The organism is Streptomyces hesseae, from assembly GCF_031845785.1.
Taxonomy (GTDB): Bacteria; Actinomycetota; Actinomycetes; order Streptomycetales; family Streptomycetaceae; genus Streptomyces; species Streptomyces hesseae.
On sequence record NZ_JAVRFI010000008.1, the window covers coordinates 43,522 to 56,905 of the forward strand.

Annotated in this window: 10 protein-coding genes; 6 read left to right on the plus strand and 4 right to left on the minus strand. The window is 73.7% G+C overall.

The window, feature by feature from the left end; genetic code table 11:
* The first annotated feature begins 7 nt into the window (after positions 1–7).
* The 6 genes from RM609_RS14810 (at position 8) to RM609_RS14835 (ending at position 8,829) form a co-directional block, all read left to right on the plus strand.
* The gene (locus RM609_RS14810; RefSeq protein WP_311611135.1) at positions 8–1,324 is read left to right on the plus strand and encodes a coiled-coil domain-containing protein; all 1,317 of its coding nucleotides are present in this window, start codon (positions 8–10) and stop codon (positions 1,322–1,324) included.
* Positions 1,321–4,632, plus strand: coding sequence for a tetratricopeptide repeat protein (locus RM609_RS14815; protein ID WP_311611136.1), 3,312 nt, complete (start codon positions 1,321–1,323; stop codon positions 4,630–4,632). The genes RM609_RS14810 and RM609_RS14815 overlap by 4 nt, the downstream gene beginning before the upstream one ends.
* Before the next feature lie 3 nt (positions 4,633–4,635).
* The gene (locus tag RM609_RS14820; RefSeq protein ID WP_311611137.1) at positions 4,636–5,796 is read left to right on the plus strand and encodes a protein phosphatase 2C domain-containing protein; all 1,161 of its coding nucleotides are present in this window, start codon (positions 4,636–4,638) and stop codon (positions 5,794–5,796) included.
* Positions 5,797–5,916: 120 nt separating this feature from the next.
* Positions 5,917–7,302, plus strand: coding sequence for a vWA domain-containing protein (locus RM609_RS14825; RefSeq protein ID WP_311611139.1), 1,386 nt, complete (start codon positions 5,917–5,919; stop codon positions 7,300–7,302).
* Positions 7,303–7,339: 37 nt separating this feature from the next.
* Positions 7,340–8,365: an FHA domain-containing protein gene (locus tag RM609_RS14830; protein WP_311611141.1), complete on the plus strand. Its 1,026-nt coding sequence runs from the start codon at positions 7,340–7,342 to the stop codon at positions 8,363–8,365.
* A 59-nt stretch (positions 8,366–8,424) separates the two neighbouring features.
* On the plus strand, positions 8,425–8,829 hold the full coding sequence (locus RM609_RS14835; protein ID WP_311611143.1) for a globin: 405 nt from the start codon (positions 8,425–8,427) through the stop codon (positions 8,827–8,829).
* Positions 8,830–8,932: 103 nt separating this feature from the next.
* Here RM609_RS14835 and RM609_RS14840 read toward each other — a convergent pair whose 3' ends face one another.
* The 4 genes from RM609_RS14840 to RM609_RS14855 form a co-directional block, all read right to left on the minus strand.
* The gene (locus tag RM609_RS14840; RefSeq protein WP_311611145.1) at positions 8,933–9,661 is read right to left on the minus strand and encodes a DUF8010 domain-containing protein; all 729 of its coding nucleotides are present in this window, start codon (positions 9,659–9,661) and stop codon (positions 8,933–8,935) included.
* Positions 9,658–10,098 (minus strand): acyl-CoA thioesterase, encoded by a 441-nt coding sequence (locus RM609_RS14845; RefSeq protein WP_311611146.1) that lies wholly within the window; start codon positions 10,096–10,098, stop codon positions 9,658–9,660. Before RM609_RS14845 ends, RM609_RS14840 begins: the two co-directional genes overlap by 4 nt.
* Positions 10,099–10,100: 2 nt before the next feature.
* The gene (gene ettA / locus RM609_RS14850) at positions 10,101–11,765 is read right to left on the minus strand and encodes an energy-dependent translational throttle protein EttA (protein WP_311611147.1); all 1,665 of its coding nucleotides are present in this window, start codon (positions 11,763–11,765) and stop codon (positions 10,101–10,103) included.
* A gap of 167 nt (positions 11,766–11,932) precedes the next feature.
* Positions 11,933–13,363 (minus strand): Cys-Gln thioester bond-forming surface protein, encoded by a 1,431-nt coding sequence (locus RM609_RS14855; protein ID WP_311611148.1) that lies wholly within the window; start codon positions 13,361–13,363, stop codon positions 11,933–11,935.
* Between the last annotated feature and the right edge of the window lie 21 nt (positions 13,364–13,384).

A 13,384-nucleotide genomic window follows, 5' to 3' on the forward strand; every position in this document is an offset into this window, starting at 1 on the left:
GGGACCGATGGCGGTCGCGGGGCCCACCGGGCCGGCCTTGAGCCGCGAGGAGGTGGACCGTGCGCTGGCACGGCTCGGCGCGGAGCACGAGGCGGTCGAGTCCTCCCTGCTCGCCCTCCAGGACCACGCCGGGCGGCGGCTGCTGGAGGGCGCGGAGCTGACCGGCGCCACCAGGAGCCGGTGGGAGTCCACCGAGCTGCTCATCACCCAGCTGTGGGTGTACTTCGACGCCTACACCGACGCCCTGGAGGCGGCCCGTGAGCTGCGCGGCCGCCGCCGCTGGCCCACCTCGGGCGAGCTGTCCGAGCTGACCGACCTGCTGCGCGGCACCGCCGTCACCCTGCCCGCCGGCCCGCCCCAGGCCGGCATGGTGACCCTGGGCGTGGCGGCCAGGCTGAGCGAGCGGCTGAGCCTCATGGAGCTCGTCGAGCGGATGAACTCCTGGTACGGCCAGGCCCTGGACGTGGTCGTCATCGCCGACGCCGTCTGGTCGGCGCTGCCCACCCGGATCGACCTGCTCGCCGCCGAGCTGGGGCGCGTCCGCTCCCTCGCCCACTCCGTGGGCGTCCTGCCCGGCGAGCACCCCGCGGGCGACGACCTGGAGCGCCTCACCATGGAACTGGCCGCGCTGCGGTCCGAGGTGATATCCGATCCGCTCGTCTTCTGGACCGGCGCCCCGCCCGGCACCGCGCCCGGCGGCCGCCCCGACACAGCCCGCTACGACCGGGCCGAGCGCGCCCTGGAGGACGTGCGCCGGGAGATCGAGGCCGTCCTCGACGTCCGGCAGGACGCCGAGCGCCGGCTGATGCGCGTGCGCGACGTGCTCTCGCGCGCCGACCGCACCCTGGGCGAGGCGCGCCGGGCCCGGATGGAGGTCCTGTCGAAGATCGCCGCCTATGAGGTGCCCGTGGTCTCCGGCCCGCCGACCGTGCTCTACGAGCAGCTGGAAATGGCCGGCGAGTACCGCAGACGCGCCGCGTGGCACCGGCTCTCCCCGCTCCTGGAGAGCCTGGAGCAGCGCGCCGAGGAGGAGTTGCTGCGCGCCCGCGAGTCGCTGACGGCGGTCACGGCCCCCCTGGCCGTACGGGCCGAGCTGCGCGGCCGGCTCGACGCGTACAAGGCCAAGGCGGCGCGGCTGGGCCTGGCGGAGGACGGTCTCGTCGTGGAGCGGTACGACGTGGCGCGCCGCATGCTGTGGAGCGCGCCCTGCGATCTCGTCGCCGCCGAACAGGCGGTGCTGCGCTATCAGCGGGCCGTGGCCGGGGCGCTGGCCCCGCAGGGCTCGGCCGCCTCGGGAACCGACGGGCACAGGGGGGACGCATGACCGGTGACGAATGCCAGCGCCCGGGCTGCGCCGGCAGCTACGAGGACGTGGGCGGCGGCGAGCGGTACTGCGACACGTGCGGTCTCGCTCCCGTCGTCTCGCCGGGCGGGCAGATCGCCTCGCCCGCGACGGGGATGACACACGCGGGCGGGCGGGGCGGTTCGGGTGATTCGGGCTCGTCCGGCTCATCGGGCTCGTCGGGCTCGTCGGGATCCTCCCGCTCGTCGTCGCGTTCGTCGTCGCGATCGTCGGGGTCGCGCCGGTCGGTGTCGGGGCGGCTGTCGCGTTCGGTGTCCGGTGGCACGGCGGGCGTCGTGACGCGGTCGGTCTCGGTGCGCAGCCGGAAGTCCGTCGCGTCCGGCGCCGGACGCAACAAGCTGGGCGCGGGCCTGGTCAGCATGCCGGGCGTACCGCGCCCCGAGCCCCGGGCGGCGGTGCTGGAGCACCCGGAGGTGCCCGAGCGCAAGCGGTTCTGCAGCCGGAGCGACTGCGGTGCGCCCGTGGGGCGTTCGGGGCCCCACCGGGCGGGGCGCACGGAGGGCTACTGCACCAAGTGCGGCCACCCGTACTCCTTCGTGCCGAAGCTGCGCCCGGGCGATGTGGTGCGCGGGCAGTACGAGGTGGCGGGCTGTCTCGCGCACGGCGGGCTCGGCTGGATCTACCTGGCCATCGACCGGGCCGTCGCCGACCGCTGGGTGGTCCTCAAGGGCCTGCTCGACACCGGCGACGAGGACGCGCTGGCCGCGGCCGTCGCCGAGCGACGCTTCCTCGCGGAGATCGAGCACTCGAACATCGTCCGCATCTACAACTTCGTCGAACACCTCGACCAGCGCACGGGCAGCCTCGACGGCTACATCGTCATGGAGTACGTAGGCGGCAAGTCCCTCAAGGAGATCGCCAACGAGCGCCGCCACCCCGACGGGCGCCGCGACCCGCTGCCGGTCGAGCAGGCGTGCGCGTACGGCATCGAGGCGCTGGAGGCGCTGGCGCATCTGCACAGCCGCAATCTGCTGTACTGCGACTTCAAGGTCGACAACGCCATCCAGCAGCAGGACCAGCTGAAGCTGATCGACATGGGCGCGGTGCGGCGGATGGACGACGAGGTCAGCCCCATCTACGGCACGATCGGCTACCAGGCCCCCGAGATCGCCGAGCTGGGCGCGTCGGTCGCCTCCGACCTCTACACGGTGGCGCGCACGCTCGCCGTGCTCACCTTCGACTTCCAGGGCTACACGAACGTCTTCGTGGACAGCCTCCCCGCCCCGGACCACATCGAAGTCTTCACCCGCTACGAGTCCTTCTACCGGCTGCTGGTCCGGGCCACCGACCCGGACCCGGCCCGGCGGTTCGCCTCCGCCGACGAGATGGCGGAGCAGCTGACGGGCGTCCTCCGCGAGGTCGTCGCCCTCCAGACGGGCACCCCGCGCCCCGCGCTGTCCACGCTCTTCGGCCCCGAGCCGCGGGTGGTGGACACGGTCCTCTTCGAGGAGTGCGACCGCGACGTGTCCACCCTGGGCGGCCGAGCTCCGGCGCCGCGCCGGGGCGGACGGCCCCTCGGCGACCTCCTCCGCAGACGCGTGGGGGGTACGCCGCCCCGGGCGGCGGGAGCGGGCGGCGGAACGCCGTCCGGGACGGCGGGAGCGGCGGGAGCGGCCGGCGCGGGCGCGTGGCCGACAGCCGTCGGAGGGCAGGCGGGCACGGCCTTCGGCGCCGCCCAGGGGGCGGGCGGCGCGGGAACGCCCGGCCTGGGGACGCCCAGCGCCGTCGGCTGGCCGACGGGCACCGGCCCGGGCGCGGGCACGGGCGGCGCGGGGATGCCCGGCGCAGGCGCCTGGTCGACGGGCACCGGCCCCGGCGCCGGCCCGGGCTCGCCCGGCGCGGCGGCGACCGGCGCGCCCGCAGGACGTGCCGTCCCGGTCGTCGGCGTCCCGCCCGCCAGGACCACCGGCCCGACAGGCATCGGGCAGGGAACCGCCGGCACGGCCCCCACGGGCCGGCCGGGCGCGGCCGGCCCCGCCGTACCCCCCATCGGCGGGACACCGGCGGTGTCCGCCCCGGGCGGCGCGGCGGCGCGCCCCACTCCCGGCATGACCGCCGGACCGACGGGCACCGGCCCTGGGATGGGCGCCGCAGGTACGCCCAGCGCGGGCGCTTGGCCGACGGGCACCGGCCCGGGAGCAGGCGGCGCAGGGACACCCGGCGCCGCCACCTGGCCGACAGGCACCGGCCCAGGCGCGCCCGGCGCGGCGGCGGCCGGCCCGGCCGGCGTCCCGACGCTGCCGGGTGGGACCGATCCGGCAAGTGCCCTCGCGGGCGCCCCCCGCGGAGCCGGTGCGCCCGAGGGCGGCGTCGCCGTCGCGGCCGCGTTGCGGCCGATCGACGGGCGGGCCGCCGCGCTCGCGTTGCCGTTCCCGCTCGTCGATCCCGGTGATCCCAACGCGGGATTCCTCGCGGGTCTGATCGCCTCGCAGCCCGCCGAGTTGTACGCCGCCCTTCAGGCCGCCCCGACCGAGTCGCCGGAGCTGCGGCTGCGGCGGGTGCGGGCCCAGTTGGTGCTCGGCGAGGACGGGCCGGCGGCCCAGGCGCTCGCCGCGCTGGAGGCCGCGAGCCCCGACGACTGGCGCACCGTGTGGCACCGGGGCGTCCACGCCCTCGCCGTCGGCGACCACACCACGGCGGCGCTGTCCTTCGACGCCGTCTACGACGCCTTCCCCGGGGAGCCCGCGCCCAAGCTGGCCCTCGGGCTGTGCGCGGAGGTGCTCGGCCAGCTCGACAACGCCGCCGAGTACTACCACCTGGTGTGGGCGACCGACCCGAGCTTCGTCGGCGCGGCGTTCGCCCTGGCCCGGGTGCGGCTGGCCGCCGGGGACCGCGAGGGCGCGGTGCGGGCCCTGGAGTCCGTACCGGCGGCGTCCATCCACTGCACGGCGGCCAGGGTCGCGGCGGTGCGCGCCCGGCTGCGGGGGCGCTCGGCCCGGGAGCCGCTGCTGGACGACCTGCGGGCCGCCGCCGGCCAGGTCGAGGGACTCACCGACCTCGGGCTGGACGCGGTGCGGCGCGAACGGCTGTCGACGGAAGTGCTCGGCGCCGCGCTTGACTGGGTGCTGTCGGGCAGCCAGGGCACGCCGGGCGCCACCCCAGCGCCCCCGGGACCGCCCGTGCTGCTCGGCAGCGGGCTGGACGAGCGGGAACTGCGGTTCGGGCTGGAGCGCTCGTACCGGGTGCTCGCGCGGCTGGCCCAGCGCGGTGAGGAACGGATCGAACTGGTGGAACGGGCCAACCGTTACCGCCCCAGGACATGGGTGTGATCGATGTCGCAACTGCCCCCACAGCTGACGGCGTGCCCCGCCTGTCACGAGCCGCTGGAACCCGCCGACAACTTCTGCGGAGGCTGCGGCGTGGATCTCTCGGCGGTGCCGCCCGCGCCCGACGACCCACGGGCGGCGGGGTGGCGGCGGCCTGACACGCCCACGGCGCGGGAGGCGGACGACTACCGTCTCGCCCCGCCCGCCGCCGGCGTCCCCGCGCAGCCGGCGCGTGGCGCGGGCCCCGCCGGGCCCTGCGCGGCCTGCCGGTCGGGCATGATCGACAACGACGGGTACTGCGAACACTGCGGACATGCACAGCCGCGCGAACGGGATCACATGGAGCACGAGTCGGCAGGCGTCGCGGCGGTCACGGACCGCGGCCTGCGCCACCACCGCAACGAGGACGCGTACGCCGTGTCCACCACCGACCTCCCCGGCCGGCCGCCGGCCGTCGTCGCGGTCGTCAGCGACGGCGTGTCGTCCGCGGCCCGCCCCGACGAGGCGTCGGCCGCCGCCGTCGAGGCCGCCCACGAATCGCTGGTGACGGCGCTGGGCCGGGGCACCGCCCCCAAGGAGGCCTCGCACGAGGCGGTCATCGCCGCCGCCGAAGCCGTGGCCTCCCTTGCCACACCCGGCCACGAGCCGCGCGAGCACGGCCACTACCGCCATGAAAACGCCCCCGCCTGCACCATCGTCAGCGCCGTCGTCACCGACGACCTGCTGACCGTCGGCTGGGTCGGCGACAGCCGCGCCTACTGGGTGCCCGACGACCGCACCAAGCAGCCCGCGCGGCTCACCGAGGACGACTCCTGGGCCGCCCAGATGGTGGCGGCGGGCCTGATGTCGGAGGCCGAGGCCTACGCCGACGAGCGCGCCCACGCCATCACCGGCTGGCTCGGCGCGGACGCCTACGAGGTGGAACCGCACACCGCCTCGTACCACCTCGACCGCCCCGGCGTGGTGATCGTCTGCACCGACGGGCTGTGGAACTACGCCGAGTCCGCCGAGGAGATGGCGGCCGTCGTGCCCGCCGACGCCCGCTCCCGGCCGCTGGAGTGCGCACGCCGTCTGCTGGCCCACGCTCTGGACGGAGGGGGCCACGACAACGTAACAGTGGCTGTGGTGCCGTTCCCGTCCCGGGCCGAAGGGGCAGGATCGGCCTGACGCGCCGCAGTTTCCACGGGGGGATCCACGCACGGTGCCGGGCTCCGGCGCCGCGCCGTTCGTCCGCCCCGCCGCACGCCCGTGCCGACCACGTGGAGTACGTACGAAGGAGCGGATCAGATGGCCCATTTCGCCAAACCGAGCGTGCCCGGGTTCGCCGTCGACGTGTACCAGAACGTCAACCTCCCCGACGGGGGCCGGGAGGTCAACGCCATCGTGACGGTGACCTCCACCGGAGCCGACTGCGGTTCCGGCACCGGCTCCGGCACCGGGGAAACCTCGCTGCCGGCCGCCTCCCCCTCGCCCGGCGCGGTCACGCTCGGCCCCCGCCCCCCGGACGCCGCCGTCGTCCTGATGGTCGACTGCTCGGGCTCGATGGACTACCCGCCCGCCAAGATGCGCAGCGCCCGCGAGGCCACGGCCGCCGCCGTCGACGCGCTGCGCGACGGCGTCGCCTTCGCCGTGATCGGCGGCACCCACCAGGCGCGCGAGGTCTACCCGGCGGGCGGGCGGCTCGCGATAGCCGACGACATGACGCGCGGCCAGGCCAAGGAGGCGCTGCGCAAGCTCAGCCCGGGCGGCGGCACCGCCATCGGCACCTGGCTGCGCCTCGCCGACCGGCTGCTGTCCTCGTCCGACGCGGCGATACGTCACGGCATCCTGCTCACCGACGGCCGCAACGAGCACGAGGAGCCCGACGCGCTACGGGCGTCGCTGGACGCGTGCGCGGGCCGGTTCACCTGTGACGCGCGGGGCGTGGGGACGGACTGGGAGGTCAAGGAGGTCACGGGCATCGCCTCCGCGCTGCTGGGCAGCGCCGACATCGTCGCCGACCCGGCCGGGCTGGCCGAGGACTTCACGCGGATGATGGAAGCGGTGATGGGCAAGGAGGTCGCGGACGTCTCCCTGCGGCTGTGGACACCGCAGGGCGCCGAGGTGGTCTTCGTCAAGCAGGTCGCGCCCACGATGGAAGAGCTGACGGACCGCCGTCAGGAGTCCGGGCCGCGCTCCGGCGACTATCCGACGGGCGCGTGGGGCGACGAGTCCCGCGACTACCACGTCTGCGTCCGGGTGCCGAGCGCCCACGTGGGCCAGGAGATGCTCGCCGCCCGGGTGTCGCTGGTGCTGCCCACCCCTGACGGTTCATCACCGCACGTTCTGGCCCAGGGCCTGATCCGGGCGGTGTGGACGGACGACCTGGAGGCGTCGACGTCCATCAACCCCCAGGTGGCCCACTACACCGGCCAGGCCGAGCTGGCCATGGCCATCCAGCAGGGCCTGGACCTGCGCAAGGCGGGGGACGTGGACGGCGCGACCGCCAAGCTCGGCCGGGCCGTCCAGCTGGCAAGCCGATCCGGCCACGCTGACACCGCGAAACTCCTTGCGAAGGTGGTGGACGTCGTGGACGCGGCGAACGGTACTGTGCGGCTGAAGGCGAAGGTCTCGGAAGAGGCCGAAATGACGCTGGAAACCCGTTCCACCAAAACTGTTCGCGTCAAGAAGTAGCGCCGAGAAACAACCGCCTGAGGGGGAAGAGACCGACATGCCGACCTGCCCGAACGGCCACCCGTCGGAGGCAGCGGACTGGTGCGAGGTGTGCGGCCACCGGATGTCGGCGGCCACGGCCCCGCCCGGTCCCCCGGCCACCGTCCCACCGCCGCCCACCGCGCCGCCCGGGCCCGGCGGCACCGGCGGCTACGGCTACCCGGGCGGCGACGCCACCGTCCAGGCGGAGCTCTGTCCGCAGTGCCGCACCCCCCGCGAGGCGCAGGGCCCCTTCTGCGAGGAGTGCCGCTACAACTTCGTCACCCGGTCGGCGAACCCCTACGCCTCGCCGCCCCCGCCCCCGCAGCCCCTCCAGTCGGCACCGCCGCCTCCGGCGCAGCACACCCAGTCGCCGCCGAGCTTCGAGTACACCGGGTCCCGGCCGTCGCGGGTCAACCGCCCGGCCGAGCCGCTGGCGCCCTTCGGCGAGGACGACGACTGGGTGCTGGCCTCGCCGGACGCGGCGCCCGCCGCCCAGGGCGACCGGTCGGCCCCGGCGGCCGGGCACAACCCGTACGCGTACGAGCCCTACGAGCCCTATGAGCACCAGGGGACGCGGGGTACGGACGGGAGCGCCCCGCAGTCGGCGCCCCCGCCGCCGAGTGTGCCCGCGCCGACGGCGGGCTGGGTCGCGGTCGTCGCGCCCGACCGGGAGTACTTCCTGTCGATGATGAACCGCAGCGGCCCGGAGGCGGCGGGGCTGAACCTGCCCGCCTACTCCCCCGAGCTGCGCTTCCCCCTCGGCGGCCAGCAGGTCACCATCGGCCGGCGTCGGCACAGCACCGGGGAGTCCCCCGACATCGACCTGTCGCGTCCCCCGGAGGACCCGGGCGTCTCGCACCAGCACGCGATGCTGGTGCAGCAGCCGGACGGGGGCTGGGCCGTCGTCGACCAGGACTCCACCAACGGCACGACGATCAACGGTTCCGAGGACGCGATCCAGCCCTATGTGCCCGTGCCGCTGCGGGACGGGGACCGGGTGCACGTGGGCGCGTGGACGACGATCACGGTCCGGCGGGGCTGAGGAGCCGGAAGGGACGTAGGACTCCGGTCCTCGGCCGGGGGGTCTGAGACCATGGAGGCGTGAATGAGATTCCGCGCGGCACGCTTTCCGAGCAGACCTTCTATGAGCAGGTCGGCGGGGAGGAGACCTTCCGGCGCCTGGTCCACCGCTTCTACGAGGGTGTGGCCGGTGACCCGCTGCTGCGGCCGATGTACCCGGAGGAGGACCTCGGCCCGGCCGAGGAGCGGCTGGTCCTCTTCCTGATGCAGTACTGGGGCGGCCCCCGGACGTACAGCGACAACCGGGGCCACCCGCGCCTGCGGATGCGGCACGCCCCCTTCGTCGTCGACCGGGCCGCCCACGACGCCTGGCTCCGCCATATGCGCGACGCGGTGGACGACCTCGGTCTCGCCCCGGAGCTGGAGCGTCAGCTCTGGAACTACCTGACCTACGCGGCCGCGTCCATGGTCAACACGGAGGGCTGACACCCGCCGGCTTGTGGGCGGGCGTTCCGCAGGGCTGGGGGCACCTCCCAGCGGTAGCTGGGGGAGGGCGGGCACAAGCCCACCCACCGGCCCGCACCCGCTCCTACGCGGGCGTGACCGAAAGTCCCCGCAACCCGCCGCCCCCAACGCTGACGGCAACCGACCCATAAGGCGTCCGCAACCGCAGCCACCCCCGCGCAGCGAAAAGCACTGGCGCCTCGGGCGCCGACGCCGCGACCGGTCCGGCACCACCGGCAAAGGCCTCGGCCCGCACAGGCCGCAGAAAGCCCAACGACTGGGCCGCGTGAACCGCCCGCAAGGGCAAACCCGTATCCCCGAGCGTCCGGGACCAGATCTCCCGCCCGATCCGATCGCGCTCGGCACGAGTACGCCGGTGCTCGGGCAGCGCCTCGTCCCGCGCGCGGAACTCGGCGACCGCCGCGGCCACCGCACCCCGCACGGCCTCCGCCCCCGGGAACCCCTCGACCCGTCGCCAGCCGCCGCGCGGCGGCAGGACACCGGCCCAGGGCGGTCCGGTGACGGCCTCGGGGACGGTGATCTCCAGCGTCCCGGAGGACGCCGGGGCACCGGCGTCGAGGGCGTCCGCGAGCTGTCCCGCCGAGACGGTGACGTCCAGCGCGACGGGCTCGGCGAGCCGGGCCGTGCGGATGGCCAGGACCTCGAAGGACGGCGGGCGGCCGAAGATGCCGAGGACACCGCCGCCCGCCTGGAGGCGGACGGCGGCGGCCCGGTCGTAGTGGATCAGCCGGGCCAGGAAGGCGGCCAGGGCGGCCGCCTCCCGGGCGTCGGCGAAGCACAGCCGTCGCGTCATGCGGCGACGGCTTCCCCGGAGGTCCCGGCGGGTTCGTCGGCGAACGTCTTGAGCAGTTCCTTCTCCTCGGCGGTGACCCGCCGGGGGCGGCCGCTCGCGAAGTCGAACGGGACGATCACCGTGGACGCCCGGACATAGACCTGCTCGGCGTCCTTGACCTCGTAGGAGACGGTCATGGACGCCGCGCCGACCTTGGTCACCCAGGTCTCGACGGTCACCGGCTCCGGCCGGTGGACCAGCGGGCGGAGGTAGTCGATCTCGTGACGGGCCACGACGGACCCGTCGACGAAGGACTCCTTGCCCGCTCCCGCCTTCAGCTGGTGGATGAGGTCGATCCGCGCCTCTTCGAGGTAGCGCAGGAAGACCGCGTTGTTGACATGGCCGTAGGCGTCCATGTCGGACCAGCGGAGGGGGCACGAGTAGATGTGGCGCGCCACGATCAGTCCCGGGTGAGCTTCTTGTAGGTGGCACGGTGCGGACGGGCCGCGTCCGCACCGAGGCGCTCGATCTTGTTCTTCTCGTACGACTCGAAGTTGCCCTCGAACCAGAACCACTTGGAGTCGCCCTCGTACGCCAGGATGTGCGTGGCCACTCGGTCCAGGAACCAGCGGTCGTGGGAGACGACCACGGCCGCGCCGGGGAAGTCCAGCAGGGCGTTCTCGAGCGAGGAGAGGGTCTCGACGTCGAGGTCGTTGGTGGGCTCGTCGAGGAGCAGCAGGTTGCCGCCCTGCTTGAGGGTCAGCGCCAGGTTGAGACGGTTGCGCTCACCACCGGAGAGCACACCGGCCGGCTTCTGCTGGTCCGGGCCCTTGAAGCCGAACGCGGAGACGTAGGCGCGGGAGGGCATCTCGACCTGGCCGACGTTGATGTAGTCCAGCTCGTCGGAGACGACGGCCCACAGCGTCTTCTTGGGGTCGATGTTGGCGCGGCTCTGGTCGACGTAGGAGATCTTGACGGTCTCGCCGACCTTGATCGTGCCGGAGTCCGGCTTCTCCAGGCCCTGGATCATCTTGAACAGGGTGGTCTTGCCGGCGCCGTTCGGGCCGATGACACCCACGATGCCGTTGCGCGGCAGGGTGAAGGACAGGTCGTCGATGAGGACCTTGTCGCCGAAGGCCTTGGAGAGGTTGTTGACCTCGACGACGATGCTGCCCAGACGCGGGCCCGGCGGGATCTGGATCTCCTCGAAGTCCAGCTTCCGCATCTTGTCGGCCTCGGCCGCCATCTCCTCGTAACGGGCGAGGCGCGCCTTGGACTTGGCCTGGCGGCCCTTGGCGTTGGAGCGGACCCACTCCAGCTCTTCCTTGAGCCGCTTGGCGCGCTTGGCGTCCTTCTGGCCCTCGACCTTCAGACGCGAGGCCTTGTTCTCCAGGTAGGTGGAGTAGTTGCCCTCGTAGGGGTGGGCGCGGCCGCGGTCGAGCTCGAGAATCCACTCGGCGACGTTGTCGAGGAAGTAACGGTCGTGGGTGATCGCCACGACGGTGCCGGCGTACTTGGCGAGGTGCTGCTCGAGCCAGTTGACGGACTCGGCGTCCAGGTGGTTGGTGGGCTCGTCGAGGAGCAGCAGGTCAGGGGCCTCCAGCAGCAGCTTGCAGAGGGCGACGCGGCGCTTCTCACCACCGGAGAGGTTGACGACCGGCCAGTCGGCGGGCGGGCAGCCCAGCGCGTCCATGGCCTGCTCAAGCTGGGCGTCGAGGTCCCAGGCGTTGGCGTGGTCCAGGTCCTCCTGAAGCTTGCCCATCTCCTCGAGCAGCGCGTCGGAGTAGTCGGTCGCCATCAGCTCGGCGATCTCGTTGAACCGGTCGAGCTTGCCCTTGACCTCGGCGACGCCGTCCTGGACGTTCTCCAGCACGGTCTTGTTCTCGTCGAGCTCCGGCTCCTGCATCAGGATGCCGACGCTGTAGCCGGGCGACAGGAACGCGTCGCCGTTGGACGGCTGCTCCAGGCCCGCCATGATCTTGAGGACGGTGGACTTACCGGCACCGTTGGGGCCGACCACACCGATCTTCGCACCGGGCAGGAAGCTCAGCGTCACGTCATCGAGGATGACCTTGTCGCCGTGCGCCTTGCGCGTCTTGCGCATGGTGTAGATGTACTCAGCCAAGAGAAACCGTCCGGCAATCGAGAGGGGCCAATGTGCGGCTCCGCCGCGTGAGGGCAGATACACCCCATCTTGCCGTACGGGAAGCCTTGGGCGGAAACGCGTTGTGGGCGACGTGCCGGTGACCGAGCGGAACTTCCCGGTCACCGATCGTCGTGGTCCGGGCCGTGCTACCGGCCGGACGGCTCCTTCCTGCGGAGGAGGAAGACGGCGCCGCCGCCGACCACGATGAGGACGATGGCCAGGCCCGCGATCTTGGGCGTGGCGGTGCTGCCGCCGGTGCCGGCGAGGTCGCTGCCGACGGAGCCGCCGGAGCCATGGCCGCCGGAGCTGCCGGCGCCGCCGGGCCCCTTCGCCGGGGTGGGGCTCGGCGAGGCCATGGGCTTGCCGGGGCCGCTCATGGCGTTGACGGGTGTCGCCGTCCTGCAGTCGAGGATGCCGGAGAACGTCTTCGAGAAGCCGTTGGGGCCGGTGACGGTGATCTTGTAGGGCTGGTCCTCGCCGACCTTCACCAGTGCGGTGTCTCTGCCGCCGGGCGCGACGGTGTGCTTCCTGCCGTCCAGGTCGAAGGTCCAGGGCTGGTCGCCCTTGTTCACCGCGGTGATCTCCACACCGCCCTCGGCGCAGTTCACCTGGGCGCTGACCGCGGGTATCGCGCCCTTGGCGGCCCAGCTCGCCGTGGCTCCGGCGGACACGGTGCTCTCGCTGGAGCCGGCCAGTATCAGGGACTGCGTCTTGGTGTGGTCGCCGACGAAGACCCGGCCGACCGGGACCTTGGTGCTGGCCGTGGCCCTGAGCGTGGTGGAGCCGTCGGGGGTGCCGGCCGGGACGTCGAAGTAGAGCTCGGTGCCGTTGGTCGTGGTGGTGACCGGCTTGCCGTCCTTGTCGACGATCTTCACGCCCTTGCCGGCGGCGTCGGTGGAGGGGGCGACGGTGACGCTGCCCGCGTCGGTGCGGACCGTGACCGGCCCGAGGTGCCCGCCGGCCTTGCCGGAGACGGCCGGCGGGGTGAGGGTCAGGGACGCCTTGGGCTCCTCGGTGTCCTCCGCGCTCTTGTAGAGGTAGTCGGCGAGCTTCTGGGCCGCGGCGTTCCCGGCGTCCACGCCGACGCCGTCCGAGTAGCGCCAGATGGCGACCTGGGTGCCCGCGGCGGCGGTGTTGGCGTCGAGGGTGTCGGCGCCGGAGGCCTTGGCGAGCGCGCTGAGATCATTGACCTGCGGGTAGGAGTGCTCAAGGATCCAGCGGATCCTTCCCGCGTTCTTGTTGGCGTGCAGGGACGACTCGCCCCAGCCGGTCTCCCGGTACCTCGCGCCGTCGACGGTGCTGGTGCGGATGTCGACACAGTAGGTCTGGAGCGTTCCGCCGCCGTCGACCTTCATCTCGAAGAGGCCGGCCAGGACGTTCCGGCCCTGCCCCTCGCGCAGGACGGCCGGGCCGCCGGCCGTGATCCGGCCGAGCGTGGCGGACACGCCGCCCTGGCTCCGCGGCGCCTCGTCCGCGGCCGCGGCGCCCGCGGTGGCGGCCGCACCGGCGACGGCCAGCCCGGCCGTCAGCACCACCGCGGCAAGACGGGCGGCGCCCCGTCTCGTGACAGAGTTCATGGATTTCCTTTCGGGCGCGGC